The sequence below is a fragment of the Mesorhizobium sp. M0018 genome (assembly GCF_040323955.1).
Classification (GTDB): Bacteria; Pseudomonadota; Alphaproteobacteria; order Rhizobiales; family Rhizobiaceae; genus Mesorhizobium.
On sequence record NZ_JAMYVL010000009.1, the window covers coordinates 57856 to 79573 of the forward strand.

General features: G+C 64.4%; 23 protein-coding genes. 17 read left to right on the top strand and 6 right to left on the bottom strand.

From position 1 onward, the window contains the following. Positions 1-39 precede the first annotated feature (39 nt). On the top strand, positions 40-1260 hold the full coding sequence (locus NKJ81_RS14715) for a GGDEF domain-containing protein (protein WP_352540839.1): 1221 nt from the start codon (positions 40-42) through the stop codon (positions 1258-1260). Here NKJ81_RS14715 and NKJ81_RS14720 read toward each other — a convergent pair. Continuing rightward, positions 1244-1603: a hypothetical protein gene (locus NKJ81_RS14720; protein WP_352450158.1), complete on the bottom strand. Its 360-nt coding sequence runs from the start codon at positions 1601-1603 to the stop codon at positions 1244-1246. The two genes, NKJ81_RS14715 and NKJ81_RS14720, sit on opposite strands and share 17 nt — an antisense overlap. A gap of 251 nt (positions 1604-1854) precedes the next feature. On the opposite strand from NKJ81_RS14720, the gene NKJ81_RS14725 reads away from it, so the two are divergent. The 7 genes from NKJ81_RS14725 to NKJ81_RS14755 all read left to right on the top strand — a co-directional run bounded on the left by NKJ81_RS14725 (position 1855) and on the right by NKJ81_RS14755 (position 7461). Further along, positions 1855-2235, top strand: coding sequence for a hypothetical protein (locus NKJ81_RS14725; protein WP_352470792.1), 381 nt, complete (start codon positions 1855-1857; stop codon positions 2233-2235). A 242-nt stretch (positions 2236-2477) separates the two neighbouring features. Further along, positions 2478-2897 carry a succinate dehydrogenase, cytochrome b556 subunit gene (sdhC, locus tag NKJ81_RS14730; protein WP_292663224.1) on the top strand — a complete coding sequence of 140 codons (420 nt, stop codon included), beginning with the start codon at positions 2478-2480 and terminating at the stop codon, positions 2895-2897. Position 2898: 1 nt separating this feature from the next. Beyond that, positions 2899-3294 carry a succinate dehydrogenase, hydrophobic membrane anchor protein gene (gene sdhD / locus NKJ81_RS14735; protein ID WP_292663226.1) on the top strand — a complete coding sequence of 132 codons (396 nt, stop codon included), beginning with the start codon at positions 2899-2901 and terminating at the stop codon, positions 3292-3294. A gap of 4 nt (positions 3295-3298) precedes the next feature. Further along, on the top strand, positions 3299-5137 hold the full coding sequence (gene sdhA, locus NKJ81_RS14740; RefSeq protein ID WP_352540840.1) for a succinate dehydrogenase flavoprotein subunit: 1839 nt from the start codon (positions 3299-3301) through the stop codon (positions 5135-5137). A gap of 1 nt (position 5138) precedes the next feature. Beyond that, positions 5139-5579 carry a DUF3052 family protein gene (locus NKJ81_RS14745; RefSeq protein WP_352540841.1) on the top strand — a complete coding sequence of 147 codons (441 nt, stop codon included), beginning with the start codon at positions 5139-5141 and terminating at the stop codon, positions 5577-5579. Beyond that, positions 5579-6358, top strand: a complete 780-nt coding sequence (locus NKJ81_RS14750) for a succinate dehydrogenase iron-sulfur subunit (protein WP_352540842.1) — start codon at positions 5579-5581, stop codon at positions 6356-6358. Before NKJ81_RS14745 ends, NKJ81_RS14750 begins: the two co-directional genes overlap by 1 nt. Before the next feature lie 461 nt (positions 6359-6819). After that, entirely contained in the window at positions 6820-7461 is a 642-nt protein-coding gene (locus NKJ81_RS14755; RefSeq protein WP_352470789.1) for a YceH family protein, read from the top strand. 47 nt (positions 7462-7508) lie between these two features. Here NKJ81_RS14755 and NKJ81_RS14760 read toward each other — a convergent pair whose 3' ends face one another. Beyond that, positions 7509-7934, bottom strand: a complete 426-nt coding sequence (locus NKJ81_RS14760) for an OsmC family protein (RefSeq protein ID WP_352470788.1) — start codon at positions 7932-7934, stop codon at positions 7509-7511. Between the two features lie 222 nt (positions 7935-8156). Here NKJ81_RS14760 and NKJ81_RS14765 point away from each other — a divergent pair, with 222 nt between their 5' ends. The 3 genes from NKJ81_RS14765 (at position 8157) to NKJ81_RS14775 (ending at position 9426) form a co-directional block, all read left to right on the top strand. Then, positions 8157-8396, top strand: coding sequence for a hypothetical protein (locus NKJ81_RS14765; protein ID WP_352450153.1), 240 nt, complete (start codon positions 8157-8159; stop codon positions 8394-8396). A 2-nt stretch (positions 8397-8398) separates the two neighbouring features. Further along, positions 8399-8755 (top strand): YciI family protein, encoded by a 357-nt coding sequence (locus NKJ81_RS14770; RefSeq protein WP_352470787.1) that lies wholly within the window; start codon positions 8399-8401, stop codon positions 8753-8755. Positions 8756-8898: 143 nt separating this feature from the next. Continuing rightward, positions 8899-9426, top strand: coding sequence for a hypothetical protein (locus NKJ81_RS14775; protein WP_352540843.1), 528 nt, complete (start codon positions 8899-8901; stop codon positions 9424-9426). Between the two features lie 137 nt (positions 9427-9563). On the opposite strand, the gene NKJ81_RS14780 is transcribed toward NKJ81_RS14775, so the two are convergent. Continuing rightward, the gene (locus NKJ81_RS14780) at positions 9564-10808 is read right to left on the bottom strand and encodes a ubiquinone biosynthesis hydroxylase (RefSeq protein WP_352540948.1); all 1245 of its coding nucleotides are present in this window, start codon (positions 10806-10808) and stop codon (positions 9564-9566) included. 100 nt (positions 10809-10908) lie between these two features. Between NKJ81_RS14780 and tesB the strand changes: the two genes are divergently transcribed. From tesB to NKJ81_RS14810, 6 genes are all read left to right on the top strand, one after another. After that, positions 10909-11784: an acyl-CoA thioesterase II gene (tesB, locus tag NKJ81_RS14785; RefSeq protein WP_031212697.1), complete on the top strand. Its 876-nt coding sequence runs from the start codon at positions 10909-10911 to the stop codon at positions 11782-11784. Positions 11785-12003: 219 nt separating this feature from the next. Continuing rightward, the gene (locus NKJ81_RS14790; RefSeq protein ID WP_023679755.1) at positions 12004-12342 is read left to right on the top strand and encodes a P-II family nitrogen regulator; all 339 of its coding nucleotides are present in this window, start codon (positions 12004-12006) and stop codon (positions 12340-12342) included. 49 nt (positions 12343-12391) lie between these two features. Beyond that, on the top strand, positions 12392-13714 hold the full coding sequence (locus tag NKJ81_RS14795) for an ammonium transporter (RefSeq protein ID WP_352540949.1): 1323 nt from the start codon (positions 12392-12394) through the stop codon (positions 13712-13714). A 343-nt stretch (positions 13715-14057) separates the two neighbouring features. Then, entirely contained in the window at positions 14058-16715 is a 2658-nt protein-coding gene (locus NKJ81_RS14800) for an FtsK/SpoIIIE family DNA translocase (RefSeq protein WP_352540844.1), read from the top strand. Between the two features lie 132 nt (positions 16716-16847). Further along, positions 16848-17531 carry an outer membrane lipoprotein carrier protein LolA gene (locus tag NKJ81_RS14805; protein ID WP_352470783.1) on the top strand — a complete coding sequence of 228 codons (684 nt, stop codon included), beginning with the start codon at positions 16848-16850 and terminating at the stop codon, positions 17529-17531. Between the two features lie 134 nt (positions 17532-17665). Continuing rightward, the gene (locus tag NKJ81_RS14810; RefSeq protein ID WP_352450145.1) at positions 17666-18472 is read left to right on the top strand and encodes an exodeoxyribonuclease III; all 807 of its coding nucleotides are present in this window, start codon (positions 17666-17668) and stop codon (positions 18470-18472) included. 12 nt (positions 18473-18484) lie between these two features. On the opposite strand, the gene NKJ81_RS14815 is transcribed toward NKJ81_RS14810, so the two are convergent. Genes NKJ81_RS14815 through NKJ81_RS14825 form a run of 3 tightly spaced genes read right to left on the bottom strand, consistent with a single transcriptional unit; the run spans position 18485 to position 21664 of the window. Further along, positions 18485-19336, bottom strand: coding sequence for a TIGR01459 family HAD-type hydrolase (locus NKJ81_RS14815; protein WP_352540845.1), 852 nt, complete (start codon positions 19334-19336; stop codon positions 18485-18487). Beyond that, complete coding sequence (locus tag NKJ81_RS14820; protein WP_352540846.1) at positions 19333-20619, bottom strand: FGGY-family carbohydrate kinase; 1287 nt, start codon at positions 20617-20619, stop codon at positions 19333-19335. The genes NKJ81_RS14815 and NKJ81_RS14820 overlap by 4 nt, the downstream gene beginning before the upstream one ends. Position 20620: 1 nt before the next feature. Next, positions 20621-21664 carry a class II aldolase/adducin family protein gene (locus tag NKJ81_RS14825; protein WP_352540847.1) on the bottom strand — a complete coding sequence of 348 codons (1044 nt, stop codon included), beginning with the start codon at positions 21662-21664 and terminating at the stop codon, positions 20621-20623. Positions 21665-21718: the final 54 nt, after the last annotated feature.

The window sequence follows — 21718 nt, forward strand, 5'->3', positions numbered from 1 at the left end:
GCGTTGGTGATTTGCTGTTCGGGGGAGTGCCAAAACGCCATGGGCAGCGCTAATTTCATCCTGCTGATCAACCTGTTCGTTGCCGGGCTGCTGGCGGCGGCCTTCATGACGATCGCGGTCTATGACGCCGGCCGGGTGTCGGCACGCTGGCTGGCGTTCGGCTATGTGCTCGGCACGGCTTATTTCGCGATCGAGTTCAGCATTCCTGCCTTCGACAATGCGCGCCCCGTGGTTGTCGCCGCCTTTGCCGCCTTCCTTGGCGCTACCGTCGCCTTCAATGGCGGGCTTGCCCATAAATACCGCGTTTCGCCGCCTTGGCCGCCGATGCTGTTCTTCCTGGTCTTCGCCACCCTCGCGGTCTACTTCGTGCAGGACCTGCCACGCCAATCGTTCGTGCGAATGGCGGCCTACCAGCTTCCCTATGCGGCCATGCAGTTCACCGGGCTGGCGATCGTCTTGTCGTCCAGGCAAAGACGCGAGCGGCTCGACTATATGCTGATGGCTGTCCTTGCGGCCAGCACCTTGCAGTTCGCCAGCAAACCCTTCATCGCCCATGCGCTTGGTGGCTGGGGCGCCAACCCGCAATCTTATGCGCAGACCAGCTATGCGTTGGTGTCGCAGTCGGTCGGCACCGTGTTCGGCCTGGCGCTTGCGCTGGTGACATTGGCTATCCTGGTCCGCGACGTGCTCGCCGAGGCGACGTCGAAATCGGAAACCGACACGCTTTCGCGGCTGCTCAACCGTGGGGGCTTCGAGCGCCATGCCGAGATCGCACTGCGTGACGCCATGCGGCGCGCCGTTCCAGCGGCACTGGTCATTGCCGATCTCGACCATTTCAAGCGCATCAACGATACTTACGGCCACGCGTCGGGCGATCGGGTCATCGAGACCTTTGCCGGTTTTCTCCGCGATGCCGCGGCCGACCATCATGTCGCCGGCCGCATCGGCGGCGAGGAATTCGCGATTTTCCTGCCGGGGACCAATCTAGCCGCCGCCCGGCTCTTTGCCGAGGGCACGCGGAGCGCCTTCGGTGCCACGCCGATCGACTGCCTGCCCGCGGATCACCGCTGCAGCGCCAGCTTCGGCGTTGCCGAGCTTGGTCCGGGCGAAAGCTTTTCCGACCTGTTGCGGCGCGCCGACAAAGCGCTCTATCAGGCGAAGGGCAGCGGTCGCGATTGCGTGCGTGTCTCGGTGGGGCCGGCTGTTGCCCTGCCGGCGCCGTCAACCAAGGGCGGCATGGCCGTCAGCGGCAGGGGCTGAGCTCCGGCATTTCGCCGTCGGAGAGGCCGTACATATAGCTGCGGCCCTTGACGAAAACCGGCGGCCTATAGCAGTCGCCGCCGCGGACATCGTCCGATTCGTTTTCGTAGATCACGTCGGGCTGGCCGGCGCTGGTGTAGTCGGACAATTCCTTGGCCAGCTTGCCCTCGCCAACGAGGATACGCTTGTAGCCGGCGGCGCTGTCGATGACGAGATTGCCGAAGGAATCGGCATAGACGCGGTCATGATGGCGCGTCCCGGCGAATGCCGGTGCGACGACGCCGACGGCGAGCGCCGCCAATAGGAACCAGGGAAGGCGCGATCCTGCTGAATTCGAATGCATGGCGTGCTGCTCCAGTTGCTGAGAGGCAAGCCTCCTCGAATCAGAAATTAACCTTTTATTAACCTTTGTTAAGAGGGCAACCGCAGCACGGGCGAGGTCTCGGAAAATATGGTTAATACCCGATCGCCCACCGGCCATCATTCGGCCATGCCTTGTTCCCACCATCCCCAGCACCGGGCGCGACTCAAAAAGCATGAAATCCGGTGGCTTGCCGGAGCATCGCGGCGGGCTCGATGCGCGGGGAAAGCAGCATGAGATTACGCCGCACGTTTCGGATGGCGCTGGCCATTCCGCCGCTGCTGGCTGCAGCCGCCTGCGCGCCGCAGACCAGCGCGCCCAAGCTCGGCAACACGGCCGCCGCTTCCGTGTCGCTTGCTCCGGCTGCTAGCGAACCGACGGCACCGCAGCCGCGCACAGCTACTTACAACTGCGCCGACGGCAGCGTGATGACCATCGAGAATCTCGGCACGTCGGTGCGCGTCCTCGGCCAGAACGGCGCCAGCGCCGAGCTGCCGGCCTCACCGGCCAATCAGACCAGCCGTTACGGCGAGGCGCATGACGCAATCGTGATCGATGGGCGTGAGGCGCTGGTGATGAAGGGCGGTGCACCACCGCTGGCCTGCAAGCGCTGATCCGCCCCTTGCGCCAGCCATATTTTGCAGTGCGGCGACATTGTGCCGGCGCAAGGCGACAGCCCTAATCGATTGAAGCTGAAAGCCTGGCTTTCATCAGACTAAATTACGTTTTCGAAACGGTTTTCCGGCTTTGACGCGGTGCAAAAAGAGCATTAGAAACCGGCTGTCCGAAGTCGCAACCGGAAGCGGTAATGCCGCATTCCCACCTGAGGCTCCAGAGACGCCGAACTGGGGGAGCCATGAGCAAATCACCAGCCACCCGCGAATTTGCCAGGCGTGAACGGCCGCTTTCGCCGCATCTGACCGTCTATCGGCCGCCGATCACCATGACGATGTCGATCGTCCACCGCATCACCGGCGGGGCGCTCTATTTCGGCACGCTGCTGGTCGCGCTGTGGCTGATGGCGGCGGCGAGCTCGGAGGCGACCTTCAACGCCGTAAACTGGGCCTTCGGCTCGTGGCTGGGACGGCTGGTGCTGTTCGGCTACAGCTGGGCGCTGATGCACCACATGCTGGGCGGTGTGCGCCATCTTATCTGGGACACTGGGGCAGGGCTGGAAAAGCATACGGCATCGAGGATCGCCTGGGCGACGCTTGCCGGCTCGGTCACGCTGACGCTGCTGATCTGGATCGCCGGCTACATGGCGCGGGGAGCCTGACATGAACGGCAAGAACACCGACATGCGCACGCCGCTGGCCAAGGTCCGCGGCCTCGGTTCCGCCCGCGAGGGCACCGGCCATTTCTGGCGCCAGCGGCTGACGGCGATCTCCAACATCCCGCTGGTCCTGTTCTTCGTCGGCTTCCTGATCGCACTCAACGGCGCCAGCTATCTCGAGGTGCGCGCCGCACTTGCCAACCCGTTCGTTGCACTGGTGCTGGCGCTGGTGCTGTTGTCGGTGCTCTACCACATGCGGCTCGGCATGCAGGCGATCATCGAAGACTATGTGCATGGCGAAGGCACCAGGCTGGCGCTGCTTGCCCTCAACACATTCTTTCCCGTAGTCGTCGGCGTCGCTTCGGTCTTCGCCCTGCTTAAACTGGCATTTGGAGGCTGATTTTTTGGCCAAGGACGCGAAGAACGCCAACACGGCTTCCGCCTATAGCTATGTCGATCACAAATTCGACGTCGTGGTCGTCGGCGCCGGCGGCGCCGGCCTGCGCGCCGCGCTCGGCATGGCCGAGCAAGGCCTGCGCACCGCCTGCATCACCAAAGTGTTCCCGACGCGCTCGCATACGGTTGCGGCGCAGGGCGGCATCGCCGCCTCGCTCGCCAATATGGGGCCCGACAACTGGCAGTGGCATCTCTTCGACACCGTCAAAGGCTCAGATTGGCTGGGCGACACCGACGCTCAAGAATACATGGTGCGCGAAGCGCCGGCGGCGGTCTACGAGCTCGAGCACTACGGCGTTCCCTTCAGCCGCACCGAGGACGGGAAAATCTACCAGCGGCCGTTCGGCGGCATGATGATGAATTTCGGCGAGGGGCCGCCGGTGCAGCGCACCTGTGCGGCCGCCGACCGCACCGGCCACGCCATGCTGCACACGCTCTACGGCCAGTCGCTGAAGCACAATGCGCAGTTCTTCATCGAGTATTTCGCGCTCGACCTGATCACGGAGCCGGACGGCACCTGCACCGGCGTGGTCGCCTGGAACCTCGACGACGGCACCATCCACCGCTTTTCGGCCAAGATGGTGGTGTTGGCGACCGGCGGCTATGGCCGCGCCTATTTCTCGGCCACCTCGGCGCATACCTGCACCGGCGATGGCGGCGGCATGGCCGCACGCGCAAGCCTGCCGCTGCAGGATATGGAGTTCGTGCAGTTCCACCCGACCGGCATATACGGCGCCGGCTGCCTGATCACCGAGGGCGCGCGCGGCGAGGGCGGCTATCTCGTCAATTCCGAGGGCGAGCGCTTCATGGAACGCTACGCGCCGTCGGCCAAGGATCTGGCTTCGCGCGACGTGGTCTCGCGCTGCATGACGCTGGAAATCCGCGAGGGCCGCGGCGTCGGCCCGAAGAAGGATCACATTTTCCTGCATCTCGACCATCTCGACCCGGCCGTTCTGCACGAGAGGCTTCCGGGTATTTCGGAATCGGCAAAGATCTTTGCCGGCGTGGACCTGACCAAGGAGCCGATCCCGGTGCTGCCGACGGTCCACTACAATATGGGCGGCGTGCCGACCAATTACTGGGGCGAGGTGCTGAACCCGACGGCGTCGAATCCGGACCAGGTGTCGCCCGGGCTGATGGCGGTCGGCGAAGCCGGCTGCGCCTCGGTGCACGGCGCCAACCGGCTTGGTTCGAACTCGCTGATCGACCTGGTGGTGTTCGGCCGCGCGGCGGCAATCCGGGCCGGCCAGGTGATCGACCGCACATCGGCGATCCCTTCGCCCAACGAGACCGCCGTCGAAAAGATCATGGACCGCTTCGACCGGCTGCGTCACGCCAACGGCTCGACGCCGACAGCGGTTTTGCGCGAAAAGATGCAGAAGGCGATGCAGGAGGACGCGGCGGTGTTCCGCACCCAGGAATCGCTGGAAAGCGGCTGCAGGCGCATTTCGCAGATCTGGGGTGAACTCGGCGACGTCAAGGTGTTCGACCGCTCGATGATCTGGAACTCCGACCTGGTCGAGACGCTGGAGCTGGAAAACCTGATGGCCAACGCCATCACCACCGTCTACGGCGCCGAGGCGCGCAAGGAAAGCCGCGGCGCGCACGCGCGGGAGGACTTTTCGGCCCGCGACGACGCCAACTGGCGCAAGCATACGCTGGCCCGGCTCAACGAGGCCGGCGAGGTGGCGCTCACCTACCGGCCGGTGCACACCGAAACGCTGCTTAGGGAAGCAGACGGCGGCATCAACCCGGCCAAGATCGCGCCAAAGGCCAGGGTGTATTGAGATGAGGCTGCTGGCGGTTGCGGGATATTCCGGCACGCCCCTTCCGGCCAAGCTCGGCCTGAAGGACGGGATGATTGCCGCTTTCGTCGCCTTGCCGGCCGAACTCGAGGATTTGACCGAAGCCGTGGATTTTGCCGAGCTCGACCGGCTGGCCAACTGGTCGGCGATTTCGGGCGTTCATGAGAAATACGATGCCGTACATGCTTTCACCCGGCAGCGTGTCGAGATCGAGGACCGTCTTGGCGACGTCGAAGCGGCAATCAAGCGGGACGGCATGGTCTGGGTCTCATGGCCGAAGAAGGCATCGAAAGTGCCGACCGACGTCACCGAGGACGTTATCCGCACAGAGGCGCTGAAGCTCGACCTTGTCGACGTCAAGATCGCCGCCGTGAACGAGATCTGGTCCGGGCTGAAGCTCGTCATCCGAAAGGACCTGAGGTAATGGTCGAACTCACCCTCCCCAAAAACTCGAAGATCATGGCCGGAAAAACCTGGCCGAAGCCGGAGGGCGCGACCAACCTGCGCGAATACCGCATCTACCGCTGGTCGCCGGACGATGACGAGAACCCGCGCATGGATACGTATTTCGTCGACATGGACGATTGCGGGCCGATGGTGCTCGACGCGCTGCTCTGGATCAAGAACAAGATCGACGCGACGCTGACGCTGCGCCGCTCCTGCCGCGAGGGCATCTGCGGCTCCTGCGCCATGAACATCGACGGGTCGAACACGCTGGCCTGCACCAAGGGCTGCGACGACATTTCCGGCGCGATCAAGGTCTATCCGCTGCCGCACATGGCCGTGGTCAAGGACCTGGTGCCCGACCTCACCACTTTCTACGCACAGCACGCCTCGATCGAGCCGTGGCTGAAGACGGTGTCGCCCGAGCCGGCCAAGGAATGGCTGCAGAGCCATGAGGACCGCGAAAAGCTCGACGGGCTCTATGAGTGCATCTTGTGCGCCTGCTGCTCGACCTCCTGCCCGAGCTACTGGTGGAACGGCGAGCGCTATCTCGGCCCGGCGACGCTGCTGCAGGCCTATCGCTGGCTGATCGATTCCAGGGACGAGGCGACGGGCGAGCGGCTCGACAATCTCGAAGACCCGTTCCGGCTCTATCGCTGCCACACCATCATGAACTGCGCCCAAACCTGCCCCAAGGGGCTCAACCCGGCCAAGGCGATCGCCGAGATCAAGAAGATGATGGTGGAACGGCGGGTATAGGCGGCGGGCGGATCATCTCGTCGGCAGTGATCCTTCGCGCCCCCTCTGTCCTGCCGGACATCTCGCCCAAGAGGGGGCCATCGCAGATAGCAAGCCGAGGCTTTCGCTCTACGATGGACCCCCACCCCTAACCCCTCCCCACAAGGGGGAGGGAGACTTCCGTTGGCGCTGACCTCGGCAAATTGCCTGCCTTTCGGCGCCAAAAGGGGAAGTAAGGGCGCGCGGCAGCGTTCCCTCCCCCTTGTGGGGAGGGTTAGGGTGGGGGTCCATCTTCGTAAGAATCCAAATGCGATTGCTCTGCCCTCAAGGGGGGAGATTAGCAGCTTGGAGGACAGCGCCCTTTCTGCAGCCTTGAAAGGTGGCGAAGCGGTGATGACAGCCAATCTCCCCACTAGAGGGGGAGATGTCCGGCAGGACAGAGGGGGGCGCTGTCCCGCCGAGTTCGAAAGGATAGCAAACTTATGACCGATTCCGACCTTCCCATCCTCTCTCCCATCGAAGCCCGCGTGCTCGGCTGCCTGATCGAGAAGAAGGAGCTGACGCCGGACGTCTATCCGCTGACGCTCAATGCGGCACATGCGGCGGCCAACCAGAAGACGGCGCGCGAGCCGGTAATGTCGGTCGAGCTTGCCGAGGTCAGGCGGGCGCTTGGCCAGCTGGAGCAGAAGGGCCTCGTCAGGCAAGTGTTCGCGTCGCGCGTCGAGCGCTACGAGCATATCGTGGCGCAGCGCTTTTCCCTGACCTCGGCGCAGATCGCGCTGCTCGGCCTGTTGCTGCTGCGCGGCCCGCAGACGGCCTATGAATTGCTGGCGCGAAGCGAGCGCATGGCGCGGCTGCCGTCGATCGACGAGCTTCGCGGCAATCTCGATCTGCTGATCGGCCGCCGGCCACCGCTGGTGCAGCAGATCGATCGCGGCCCAGGCCAGCGCGAGGATCGCTACGTCCATCTGCTCAGCGGGCCGCCGCAGCTGTCGGCTGCCGCAGCACCCCTGCAGTCGTCCTCGCCGGCGTCGGATATGGAAATGCGCGTGCGGGCCCTCGAGGAGGAGGTCGCGGCATTGCGCGCCCGCCTCGACGCGCTCGTTGGCGAAAAAAGCCAATAATCATTCGAGAGGGGGCGCGAAGGATCGCCCGCTTCGCAGACCAGCTCTCACCCGAGCCTGGCGTCGAGCGATACTTTGATGGCGCCGAGCGCTTTCGAGACCGGGCATTCGGCCTTGGCCTTCTCGGCCAATTCCTTGAACTTGGCGGCATCAATGCCCGGTACCTTGCCGACCAGCGTGATCGCGCTGCCGGTGATGCCGGTGCCGGGGACCAGCGTTACCACGGCCTTGGCGTCGAGCTCGGCAGCCGGAGTGCCGTTCTCGGCGAGAAAATGCGAAAGCTGCATGGCGTAGCAGCCGGCATGGGCGGCGGCGATCAGCTCTTCCGGGTTTGTGCCGGATTTGCCGCTTTCATCCTCGAAACGCGTCTTGGCCGAATAGGGTGTGCCCTTCAGCACCCCGCTCTGGGTTTCGAGTGTGCCCTTGCCTTCCTTGAAACTGCCTTTCCAAACGGCGTTGGCGGTGCGGTCCATCAATTCCTCCTTGATTGTCGTGGCTGAGCCCGTGATCGGCATCCAGTCGACTATAGCGCGCGCGGGAGCGAAGGCCACCCACGCTTTCGTATCGGCGGCGGCGTGACACATCATGTCGAGCGAAAAAAATTCGAAAAAAATATGCGTGCAAAAATGTCGACTTCCATCTGTCCCGGCCGTCCTGCGGGCGGCCATGGACTTGGTGGCCGGATGGAGGACCACATGAACAATCTGTTTTCTGCTCACTGGACAAGCACCGGCCACAGGGCCGGTGAACAACAAGCCGACTGGTCGCGCCTGCAGCCTTCCGGCTTCGGCCGACTGCTTGCGGCGATTGCCATCATTGGGATTGCGGTATCTCTTCTCGACTATGCTGCGGCCGGTCTCGATTCTGCGGCAGGCAAGGGCTCCGCGGAGATTTCCGTAGCCTCGTCTTCGGCTTCAAGCCAGGAATGGAGATAAAAATGAAGTATGTTTGCCTGGTCTATGGTGAAGAAAAAGATCTCTACGCAATGACCCCCGAGAGGCTGGCCAAGCTCGACGCCGATTCGATGGCCCATGACCGGTCATTGGACCAACGCGGGATGCTGATCATCGCGCAGGCGCTGCAATCGGTGAAAACCTCGAAAACCGTTCGCAGGCGCAAGGGCAAGCGGCTGGTCACCGACGGCCCCTTCGCCGAAACCAAGGAGCAGTTGCTCGGTTTCGTCATGATCGAGGCCGAGAGCCTCGACGAGGCGCTGGGGATCGCGGGCGAGATTCCGCTCGCCGAAATCGGCACGATCGAGGTGCGGGCGATCTACAAGGTGCCCGGGTCATAGAGATGTCTCGATAAGTTCCTCCGCGGAGCGGTGGCGACCAACGACTGGCGCAGGCTGTCGTTTTCTTCAATCGGCGCAACTTTTGCGTGTTGAAGCGAAGCAATACTTCTCCTATCGTCGCCCGAGATTGGGGGATCTTGGGCATGCATATATTGATTGCTGCAATCGGCCTGCTGGGGGCGGCGGCGTTCTGGTGGTACCGGCTGAAGACCATGAACGACGCGGCGCGTGAGGTTGCCGACGTGGTTGGCCGCGTCCAGGGCAACGTCCGCCGCAAGAAACTACGCAAGCAGGCGGCGCTCTCGCCGCTGACGGCGATCGACGATCCCGTCGTCGCCGCCGCGACGCTGATCACCGCCATCGTTTCCGAACATGGTCCTGTGCTGCCGCAACGCGAAGCTGCCATTCGATCGGTGATCTCGGAGATTGCCGACAAAAAACAGACCGATGAAGCGGTGATCTACGCCAAATGGGCGGCATCGCAAATCGATGACGCCACGGTCGTAATCGACAAGCTGGCACCGTTCCTGCGCGAACGGCTCGACGCGGCCGAAAGGAGCGATCTGCTGCGGATGGTCAGCCGTGCGGCGGAAGCCGGCGGACAAAACCTGCAGATTCCCGACCAGCGCATGCTGCGGCTGCGCCAGAAGCTGGGCTTCGAGGTCAACTAAGTTCCCTGACACGGAAATTCGGCAGACCGCATGGCGATCAAGCCGAGACGCCTGATCGCTTCGTCATCCTGGGTCTTCTCTCCGCTTCGCGTCGCTACGCCCAGGGATGACGAAGTTGGGGAAGCTTCAGGGCCTGTTTAGATCGCCTCGCCCTTCAACAATTTCGGCGTGTCGCCGGACAGACCCGACGCCTGGCGGATGAAAAACCCCTTCAGCGGGGGCATGCGCTCGACGAGGCCGAGGCCGATGTCGCGCAAAGTGCGCAGCGGGCCGAAATCGTTGGAAAACATCCGGTTCAGCACATCGGTGGTGATGCCCATCTGCACCGTGTCGAAACGCCGCCATTGCTGGTAGCGCTCGAGCACGTCGAGCGCGCCGATGTCCTGGCCGAGCCGGTCGGCCTCGACCACCACTTCGGCCAGCGCCGCCACGTCCTTGAAGCCGAGATTGAGACCCTGGCCGGCGATCGGGTGGATGCCGTGGGCGGCGTCGCCGGCCAAGGCGATGCGCGGCGCGACGAAGGCGCGCGCAATGATCAGCCCGAGCGGCCAGGCACGCGGCTTGTCGGCGAGATGGATTTCGCCGAGTTTCAGGCCAAAGCGCTGCTCGAGCTCATATTCCAGGACCAGCGTGTCGCCACTGACCAGTTTCTCGGCATCCTGCGACCGTTCGACCCAGACGATCGACGAGCGGTTGGTGCCGTCCTTGCCCGGCTTGAGTGGCAGCGTGGCAAACGGGCCTGCGGGGAGGAAATGCTCTTCGGCGCGGCCGTTGTGCGGCCGCTCGTGCGCCACCGTGCAGACGATGCCGGACTGGCCATACTCCCATTTCACCGTCTTGATGCCGGCCATGTCGCGCAGCTTCGAATTGACGCCGTCGGCGGCAACCAGCAGCCGCGCCTTCAGCGTCGCGCCGTCGGCAAGATGCACGGTGATGCCGGCGCCGTTGATGTCGAAGGCGCTGACGGCGACGCCTTCGATGATGCCGATGCCGAGTTGTTCGGCGCGCCGGCGCAAGGCGCCGTTCAAATCCTTGTTGGCGACCATATGCGCAAAGGGTTCGCCGGGCGCGACCTCGCCGTCGAAGGTGAGGAACACCGGGCGGACCGGATCGGATGTGCGCGAATCGGTGACGATCATTTCGGTGATCGCCTGCGCCCCCGGCGCGATCTCGTTCCAGACGCCGAGCTGGTCGAGCATGCGGCACGCGGCGGCGGCAATCGCCGAGGCGCGGCCGTCCTTCTGCCAGACCCTGGCGGGTGCTGCATCGACGACGGCGACGGCGAGGCTCGGCCGCGCCTGCTTCAGCGACACGGCGGCGGCTAGGCCGACATAACCGGCGCCGGCGACCAGAACGTCGAGCGAATTCTTGCTGTCGACCATGGCAATTCCTTTCGCAGCCTGACTGTCGCCGGGCATTCCGCCCTTGACTGCCCGCTGTTCCTGTCGGAAACCGCCATGGTAATTTTGCGGCGAGGTCAAGATGACGGCAGCCATGGACGAGCTTCTCGGCATTCTCGACCTCGAGCAGCTGGAACACAACCTGTATCGTGGTCGCAGCCCCAAGCTCGATTGGCAGCGCATCTTCGGCGGCCAGACCATCGCCCAGGCGCTGGTCGCCGCGCAGCGAACGGTCGAGCCCGAGCGCCACGTGCATTCGCTGCATGGCTATTTCATGCGGCCGGGCGACACCAAGGTGCCTATCATCTACGAGGTCGACCGCATCCGTGACGGCGGCTCCTTCACCACGCGCCGCGTCGTGGCGATCCAGCACGGCCAGGCGATCTTTTCGCTGGAAGCCTCGTTCCAGCAGGATGAGGTCGGCCTGGAACATCAGGTGCCGATGCCGCAGGACGTGCCGGCGCCCGACACGTTGCTGTCGCAGCGCGAATTGCTGGGCAAGTTCGGCGAAGCCGTGCCCGACGGCATCAAGCGCTATTGGGAGCGCGACCGGCCGATCGAGATGAAGCCGGTGATGCTGAAGCATTATACCAGCCGGGAAAAGCTCGAGCCGAAGCAGAACATCTGGATCCGCACCACCGGCCCGGTGCCGGCCGACCGCGCCACGCAGGCGGCCGTGCTCGCTTACCTCTCGGATATGACGCTGCTCGACACCTCGACCTTTGCTCATGGCCGCGCCATTTTCGATCGTGATATCCAGGCAGCCAGCCTCGACCACGCCATGTGGTTCCACCGCAGCCATCCGCTCGACGACTGGATGCTGTACACGCAAGACAGTCCGTCGACGCAAGGATCGCGTGGCTTTACCCGCGGCTCGCTGTTTGCTCGCGACGGCACCTTGATCGCCTCGGTTGCCCAAGAAGGACTCATCCGGCTGAAGCGGCCGCCTGCGGAGTAGGCATTTTTTGAAATTTGCCTATTTTTTAAGCATATGCACTGCCGCGCCTGTGAACAGGCAGCTGCCAGACCTTCTCGATTTCGTTGTTTAACAACAGCTTAACACCCTGCTTCGGCAATTGGCACGGAGCTTGAATCCTAGCGGGCACTCTCCGGCTCTCATGGGGATCGGCGAAGTCGTGCAAACGCGGGGACCCGCAACAGCAAAGGGTGAAACCTTATGAAGATCGTGATGGCAATCATAAAGCCGTTCAAGCTCGACGAGGTGCGCGAGGCGCTCACCGCAGTCGGCATCCAGGGCCTGACCGTCACCGAAGTAAAAGGCTACGGACGTCAGAAGGGTCACACGGAAATCTATCGCGGGGCGGAATACGCGGTCAGCTTCCTGCCGAAGATCAAGATCGAAGTCGCGGTCGCTGTCGACATGGTCGACAAGGCCGTCGAAGCCATCACCGCGGCGGCCAAGACCGGCCAGATCGGCGACGGCAAGATCTTCGTTTTCGGCATCGACCAGGCGGTGCGCATTCGCACCGGCGAAACAGACACCGACGCGCTTTGAGCTGCGGATACGTATTCCAATGGAGAGTTCAATGAATATTCCTTCCACCTTGAAGATAACGGGACGCGCGGCCGTTTTAGGTTCGCTCGCTCTCGCTGCACTGGGCACGGTTGCTGCGTTCGCGCAGGAAGCGGCACCGGCGGCACCGGCTGCCCCTGCACCCGCGCTCGACACCGGCAACACAGCCTGGATGCTGACCTCGACGGCGCTGGTGCTGATGATGACCGTACCGGGCCTGGCGCTGTTTTATGGCGGCATGGTGCGCAAGAAGAACGTGCTCGCCACCATCATGCAGAGCTTTGCCATCACCTGCCTGGTGACGGTGCTGTGGTTCATGTTCGGCTACTCGCTGGCCTTCTCGGATGGCGGCGGCATGAATGCCTATCTCGGCGGCTTCTCGAAGTTCTTCCACAACGGCATCACCACCTCCTCGCTGTGGCTGCCGGGCGTGGCGAACATTCCTGAGTTCGTCTTCTCGATGTTCCAGATGACCTTCGCCATCATCACGCCGGCGCTGATTGCCGGCGCCTTCGCCGAACGCATGAAGTTCTCGGCGCTGCTCATCTTCATGGGCGCGTGGCTGCTGGTGGTCTACGCCCCGATCGCGCACTGGGTGTGGGGCGGCGGCTTCCTCGGCACAGCCGGCGTTCTCGATTTCGCCGGCGGCACGGTCGTTCACATCAATGCCGGTGTTGCCGGCCTGGTCTGCGCGCTGGTTCTCGGCAAACGTGAAGGCTACGGCACCACCAACATGGCGCCGCACAACCTCGTCTACTCCGTCATCGGCGCTTCGCTGCTGTGGGTCGGCTGGTTCGGCTTCAACGCCGGCTCGGAACTGGCCGCCGACGGCCTTGCCGGTGCCGCGATGCTGAACACCCAGGTTGCCGCTGCCGCCGCGGCGCTCGCCTGGATGTTCGCCGAATGGATCGTCGCCAAGAAGCCGAGCGTGCTTGGCATCATCTCGGGCGCCGTCGCCGGCCTGGTCGCGGTGACGCCGGCTTCCGGTTTCGTCAATCCGACCGGCGCCTTCATCGTCGGCATCGTCGCCGGCGTGCTCTGCTACGTCTCGGCCGTCAAGCTCAAGCACGCGTTCGGCTATGACGACTCGCTCGATGCATTCGGCGTGCACGGCATCGGCGGCATCATCGGTGCATTGCTGACCGGCGTGCTCGCCGATCCGGCGATCAACAGCCTTGGCTCGGGTGCCTCTGTCGGCAAGCAGCTCTACGGTATCGTCTTCACCATCCTGTGGACGGCGATCGCGAGCTTCGTGATCCTCTATATCGTCAAGGCGCTGGTCGGCCTGCGTCCTTCCACCCAGGAAGAGGTCGAAGGCCTCGACATCAGCCAGCACGGCGAAGTGGTGCCGTGAGGTTTATTGGCTGGCACCGGCGTTTTGCCGGTGCCGGGAAGATCCCGTCGTGATGCTCCCGAAAGGGCTCACGCCTTGAGGCCCGGAAACCTTCCGGGCCTCTTTTTTGTGTGCAGGCGGCCGTTATGGCTCGATCATACAATCGCTTGATCAAGGTGGCTCGATCCGCCGGCGGCGTGAAACAGCGGCCGCAACGCTCCGAACTGTGGTGGCGGTCGCCCGTTCCGGTGACGCAGAATGCCCATGGTTAATGCGCCCTTAACCTTCCCGCCGCTAGTCTGACAGCCGAATCTGCCGTGTTGCGCGTCCGCGCCCGGCCGGGCAACGACAGACGAGGAAAAGCATGCGTTCAGGGGCTTCAGCACCGCTTGCGCTGGCCGATACGGAGCACGGCATCCGGTCGTTCGCGAGGCGCCAGGTCGGGCGGCTGGTCGGTGCCGGGCTGTTTGCTCTGGTTGGTTTCGGCGTCGCCGCCCTTGCCACCTGGAACGTCGCCGATCCGAGCTTTTCGCACGCCACCGACAATATCGTCACCAATGCAATGGGTTATGCCGGCGCCGTCTTTTCCGACATTGCCATGCAGTTCTTCGGACTTGCCGCCGTTGCGGCGCTGGTGCCGGCGGTGATCTGGGGATTTCTGCTGTTTACCGCGCGCGGCGTCGACCGGCTGCCGAAACGGGCACTGGCCTGGTTCGGGTTTTCGCTGCTTGGCGCGGCAATTGCCGGCTGCGTGGTGCCGCCCAAGACCTGGCCGCTGCCGACCGGCCTCGGCGGCGTCTTCGGCGACATGGTGCTCAATATCCCGGGCCTGGTCATCGGCGGCTATCCGACCGGCCTCGTCGCCAGCGTGCTCGCCGTGCTCCTGGCAGCGCCGGCGCTGTGGGTATTCTTGTATGGCTCGGCGCTGATTTCGCGCAAGAACGGCTTTGCCGTCCTCGAACAGCCCGCAGTGCCCGATCCGCAGGACGACCTGCTTTTCGACAATGAAGAGGACGAGGGCGACGAAGGTATATTGGCGCTTGGCGCCATCACCCACTGGTGGCTGTCGCTGCGGGCCTATCTGCGCCGCCGCGCCGCGCGCCGGCGCGAGCGCGACGATTTCGAGCCGGAGATGGAACCGCGCCCCAGCGCCTGGCGGCGGGCGGCCGAACGGGTCGAATCGGCCGAGTTCGCCGAGGCGCGGATGAGCCCGGGCGGGCGCGCCCGCGTCGAGCCGGAATTCTTCGCCGCCATGGTCAACGACCGCAGTGCCTCGATCGACCCTGACGATGCCGACGTCTTCGATAACGACGACAATGACGACGACATGGATTTCGCGCCCGAGCCGGCCGGCCAGCGCCGCGCCGCGCCAACGGCCAGGGTGCAGAACTTCCGTTCCGACGCGGCGACACGCGTCGAGGCGCCGGCGCCGCGGCCGGCCCCCGGCGCCCGCGTCCAGCGCGAGGCGCAGACTTCGCTGATCGGCTCGGAAAAATTCGAGATGCCGTCGCTGCACTTCCTGTCGGAACCAAAGAACGTGGTGCGCGACGCCAGCCTGTCCAAGGATGCGCTGGAGCAGAACGCCCGCCTGCTTGAGGGCGTGCTGGAGGATTTCGGCGTCAAGGGCGAAATCATCCATGTGCGTCCGGGTCCGGTCGTCACGCTCTACGAGCTGGAACCGGCGCCCGGCATCAAATCGTCGCGGGTCATCGGCCTGTCCGACGACATCGCCCGCTCGATGAGCGCCATCGCCTGCCGTGTCGCCGTGGTGCCCGGCCGCAACGCGATCGGCATCGAATTGCCGAACGCCAGGCGCGAGACGGTCTATTTGCGCGAGATCATGGCCAGCCGCGATTTCGAAACCACCAAGGCCAAGCTGGCGCTGGCGCTGGGCAAGACCATCAATGGCGAGGCGGTGATCGTCGACATCGCCAAGATGCCGCACGTGTTGGTCGCCGGCACCACCGGCTCGGGCAAGTCCGTCGCCATCAACACCATGATCCTGTCGCTGCTCTACCGGCTGACGCCGCAGGACTGCCGGCTGATCATGATCGATCCAAAGATGCTGGAGCTCTCGGTCTATGACGGCATTCCGCATCTTCTGACGCCGGTCGTCACCGATCCGAAGAAGGCGGTGGTGGCGCTGAAATGGACCGTGCGGGAGATGGAGGACCGCTACCGCAAGATGTCCAAGGTCGGCGTCCGCAACATCGACGGCTTCAACGCGCGCGTGCAGCAGGCCGAGAAAAAGGGCGAAAGGATCTCGCGCACCGTGCAGACCGGCTTCGACCGCCAAACCGGCGAGGCGATCTACGAGACGGAGAACCTCGACCTCGAGCCGATGCCCTACATCGTCGTCATCATCGACGAGATGGCCGATTTGATGATGGTCGCCGGCAAGGACATCGAAGGCGCGGTGCAGCGCCTGGCGCAGATGGCGCGCGCCGCCGGCATCCATGTCATCATGGCGACGCAGCGGCCGTCGGTCGACGTCATCACCGGCACCATCAAGGCGAATTTCCCGACCCGCATCTCCTTCCAGGTGACATCGAAGATCGACAGCCGCACCATCCTGGGCGAGCAGGGCGCCGAACAGCTGCTCGGCATGGGCGACATGCTCTACATGGCCGGCGGCGGCCGCATCCAGCGCGTGCACGGTCCCTTCGTCTCCGACGACGAGGTGGAGAAGATTGTCGCGCATCTGAAATTGCAGGGCGTGCCGGAATATCTCGACGCCATCACCGAGGACGACGACAAGGATGACGATGAGCCGACGGGCAAAGGCAGTGGCGGCGGCGACGGCGGTAATTTCGAGGATTCCGACGATCCCTACGACCAGGCGGTCGCGGTGGTGCTGCGCGACGGCAAGGCCTCGACCAGCTACATCCAGCGCCGGCTCGGCATCGGCTACAATCGCGCCGCCTCGATCATCGAGAAGATGGAGAAGGAAGGCATTGTCGGCCCGGCCAACCATGCCGGAAAACGCGAAATCCTGGTGCCGACGGAGGACGACAAGTTCTAGAGCGCGTCCGCGCCGGCAACTTTGAACCTTTTGGCGCGTTGCAACGACGGGCGCCGTGCGGCCGCCAAACTTAAGCCCAACTGGGGGGCCAGACCAATATAACGAGCAAGCAATCAGATGATGGTGACCGGCATGAAAAACGCAACTCTCGCCCCAAGCAGGGATTTCGCCCCAACCCGCCGGCAGGTGCTCGGCCTCGGCCTGGTCCTGGCCGGTGCGGCGGCCGCCAACCTCGTGCCCGGCGTCCAGTTGCTGGCGTCGGCGCAAGCAGCGGTTCCGGCGACGGCGCAGAAGATCGCCGATCATTTCTCCTCGGTCAAATCGATGAGCGGCGAGTTCGTGCAGTTCGGACCCAAGGGCGAGCAGACCGGCGGCAAGTTCTTTCTGGAACGGCCGGGCAAGATCCGCTTCAATTACGACGGCGCCTCGAATTTCAGAGTGATTTCCGATGGCAAGTCGGTGGTCATCCTCAACAAGAAGCTGCGGACCTCCGACCTCTATCCGCTGTCGAAGACGCCGCTGAAGCTGCTGCTCGACGACAAGATCGATCTGTCGGGCGGGCGCGTCAGAAGCGTCAAGGAAGAGGACGATCTCACCACCATCCAGCTTGCCGACAAATCGGTGTTCGGCAATTCGAAGATCACCATGATGTTCGATCCGAAATCTTATGAATTGCGGCAGTGGACCATCACCGATGCGCAAGGCAAGGACACGACGGTGATGATCTTCAACACCAAGGAGGGCGTCAGCTTCGCCCCCGACACCTTCGCCATCGACTATACGGCGAACCGCGAGCTGAACACCAAGACGCGGTAACTTCCTACTGCTGCGGGATGGTTTTTCCGCGTTGGTGCGGGCGGCTTGTTTTTGCGGTGCGCGGCTGGCAGTAGTTTCCGCGATTGACTTCCGTCGGAGCCATCCGGCGGATATTGCGTTGTCCGGAACCCCACATGCCGTTTTCCGTCGCTACCTGGAACATCAACTCCGTCCGGCTGCGCATGCCGATCGTCGAGCGCCTGCTGGTCGAGCAGGCGCCGGACGTGCTCTGCCTGCAGGAAACCAAGGTTCCGGACGAATTGTTTCCGGAGAAGGCGTTCCGCAAGCTCGGCTACGAGCACATCGCCTTCCATGGCCAGAAGGGCTATCACGGCGTTGCCACCATAGCGCGGCGGCCGATCGAGGTGGTCGAAAAGCGCCGCTTCTGCGAGATCGACGACAGCCGGCATCTGTCGGTCACCGTCAACGCCGGCGGCAAAACGATCCTGCTGCACAATTTCTACGTTCCGGCCGGCGGCGACGAGCCCGACCCGGCCGTCAACCGCAAGTTCAAGCACAAGCTCGATTTCGTTGCCGAGATGAACGCCGTGCGGGCCGAGCATGACGAGCACTCCGGCTCGATCCTGGTCGGCGACCTCAACATCGCGCCGCTCGAGCACGATGTCTGGTCGCACAAGCAGCTCCTCAATGTCGTCAGCCATACGCCGGTCGAGACGGAAAACTTCGAGGCAATGCGGCTCGCCGGCGACTGGATCGACCTGATGCGGCTCAATGTGCCTTACGAGGAGAAACTCTACACCTGGTGGAGCTATCGCGCCCAGGATTGGCAGGCCTCAAATCGCGGCCGCCGCCTCGACCATGTCTGGTCGTCGCCAAACCTGGTGCCGCATTTTGCCGGCTATGAAATCCTGCGGCCGGCGCGCGGCTGGGAACGGCCCTCGGACCATGTGCCGGTGATCGGGCGTTTCAACCTGGATTAGCTTTGTCTCGCCTCAGCGAAACCTGAAGCTATCCGCGATGTAGTCGGGACGGGCGTTCAGCGTGGCGAAAACGTCCTCCAGGTCAGGCGCCCCCGCCAATATGCCCGACAGGACCAGCGTCGTCGCGACACCGACGCCGTTGCCGCCGGCGATGTCGTGCTCGACGCTGTCGCCGACGCAGACCACGCTGTCGCGCTCCGGGTGGCCCGCCAGTGCCAGCGCTGCCTCGAATATCTGCGGATTGGGCTTGCCAATGCGCGACACGCTGCCGCCGAGGCTCTCATAGAGATCGGCGAGCCGGCCGGCGCCGAAGCGAGGGCCGACGGCAGTCAGCATGATCTTGTCGGGATTGGTGCAGAAGCATGGCACCCGCCGCGCCGCCGCCGGACCAAGAAGCCGGCGATAATGGTCGAGGTCGTAGCGATCGCCCTCGCTGGCGGAAATCAGCACCAGTTCGGCATCGTCGCCGTCCTTGGCCAGGACGAAGGGCAGGCCGTCGACAGCCGAACGGTCATTGTCGCGGCGGATCAGCAGGCATTTTGTCTGCGGGCGCAGGGCTCCGGAGGCTGCCATTTGGTGGAAGGAGCGCCACGCCACCTCGCCGGAGGAGACAAAGTGGTCCCAGCTTCCCGGTTCGAAGCCGAGCTTCAGCAGGCGGTGCTCATTGGGTTGCGCCCGCTTGCCGGAATTCGAGATCAGTACGATGGTCTTGCCGGCGCGCTTGAGTGCCGACAACGCTTCGACAGCACCTGGATAGGCGCTGGTGCCGTCGTGCAGCACACCAAATTGGTCGAGCAGGAACACCTGATAGCGGTCGGTCAGCGCGGCGATGCCGTCGAGGTGTTGAATTGCCTTGGCCGTCATAAAAGCCCCGCTGCGCTTGCGCCCATCAGCGCCAGCCGCGCCGTGCCGGCAGCGGCCTCCTCCGAAAGAGCCGGCACGAGAGCGACGCCAAGCTTGCGCTGCCGGATCGCTGTCCAGGCCGGATTGGCCGCACCGCCGCCGACGCTCCTGACCGATGTCAGCCGGGGGGCGCCGAGTTCGGCAAGCCGGCGATAGCCGAGCGCTTCGATCGCCGCAATACCCTCGAACATCGCTTTCAGATAGTCGGCATCGTCGGCGGGCCGCGGCTCGAGGCACGGCGACAGCGCCGGATCGGCTATGGGGAAGCGTTCGCCTGGCGCTGGCAGCGGGTAATAATCGAGGCCGGTCTTCGTCGCCGGGTCGATTTTTTTGCTGAGTTCGACAATGCGGGCGACGGGGAAATGCTGGGCCAGCACCTTGCCGCCGGAGTTCGAGGCGCCGCCCGCCAGATAGATGTCTCCCAGCCGATGGCTGTAGATGCCGAATTGCGGCGCCGAGATCGGCCGGTCGCAGAGGATCTTGATGGTCAGCGACGAGCCGAGCGCGGTGACGCCGTCGCCCGCGGCACTCGCGCCGGTCGCCAGGAACGACGCACAGCCATCGGTGGTGCCGGCGACCACGGCCACGTCACGCGGCAGGCCGAACATTTTCGCGGCGCTGGCGGTGAGCGTGCCCGTGACACCGCCCGGCCGCACGACGCGGGGCAGGAATTCCATGCGCATGCCGGTCGCCGCGATCCAGTCCGGCCAGCGCCGGGCCTCGACGTCGTAGCCGGTCTTCAGGGCGTTGTTCTCGTCGCTGACATCGAAGCGGCCGGAAAACTGTCCGGCGATCCAGTCTGCCTGGTGCAGCACAGTGGCGACGCCGGGCAGGTGCTGGAAAGACAGCGCCTTGGCGAGACCGGAGGTCGCCCCGAGTGCAGCGCTCGTTGCCGGTGCCGCGCCGGCTATTGCTGTCAGGAGAGTGTCGTCAGCGACCTTGTCGTTGTACATCAGCGGTTCGGCCAGCGGCCGCCCGGCGCCGTCGACCGGCAGCAGCGTGCCCGACGTACCGTCGACGGCGATCGAGCGCACTGCCGCGCGATCGATACATTTGAGCAGTTCCGCCAACGTCGCGCCGACCGCCTCCCACCATATTGCGGGGTCACGGCCGTTCGGCCCAAATCGCTCGAGGGCAATAGCGGAATGCGCGGCAATGGAAAAATCCGGACGCATGGCGACGGCGCGCGCGCCGGATGTGCCGATGTCGATGCCGATGGCAAGCGGACCAGACGAACGCGGCATGTCAGCTGCCTCCGGCATTGAGCTTCTGGCGATATTTTTCGGCGTCCCAGTTGATCAGTTCGTCATTCTCCGCCGCTGTCAGATAATTCAGCTTCGCCGCGACATCGATCCGCGCCGTCACGTCGGAAAGGCAGCGCTGCATGGCGTCGGCACCGGCGCCGGCGTCGCCGCGCATCAGCACGCCGAGTCCAGGAAACAGGATCGCCACGGGTGCGGCGCCGCAGCGCTCGATGACGCGCTTCACACCCTCGTCCGGTCTCGCCACGACCGAGCCTTCGCCGAGAAAGATGACGTGGTCGGGGTAGAGGCTGCCACCCGAAGCCATGCGGCAGCTTTCGGGGTCGATCGCCACCGCATGCGCCTCAACGTCCGCCGGCAATCTGTAGTCGCTGTCGCCGGCGCGCGCCGTCAATGCCGCGATGTCCGGTTCCGCCACCTGGCGCGGCGGCCGCGCCAACAGTCGTGTCACGCGCCGCAGCAGCATGTCGGCCGCGGCGACGGTCTCGGCTGCAACGACCAGGCCGTGATTGCCGAGGATCAGGATATCCACGCCTGGCCGAAGGCGCTCGGCGATACCCTGCGCGAGCGGCAGTCCCGGCCGGCGATAGGGAATATACGCCCATTGATGGCCGTCAAGCCGCCTGGCCGCCTCGGCCTCGCAGTCGGCCTGCACGGCCAGCGAAATGGTCTCGACGCAGTGAACATGCAGAACGATGCGCTGCGGCATCAGCGCATGCACGGTGGTCTCGATCGACGGGCGCAAGCCGCGCGCGTTGAGGGCGTCGACAGTGAAGGCCTGCGGCTGTTCGGCGGCCGGGTCGCGCCGTTCGATGGCGTCGAGCAGTGGCGGGATGCCGACCGGCACCATGATGTCGGCGATGAGCGCGTCCTTCAGCCAGGTGCCGGAGGCCTTGATCCAGAGCGTGTCGCCGGCTTTCAGCGAGGTGTTGCCGCCGGCGGCCTGGGTCAGATGCGGGTCGCTGCCGATGGCGGCCGAAAGCGACCGCAGCGCTGCCAGTTCCTGCGCATCCGCACTGATCGTCATCGAAATTCCTCTACAATCCGGCCGCGTGGCCACGGCTTTGGACGTCCCGGTGCC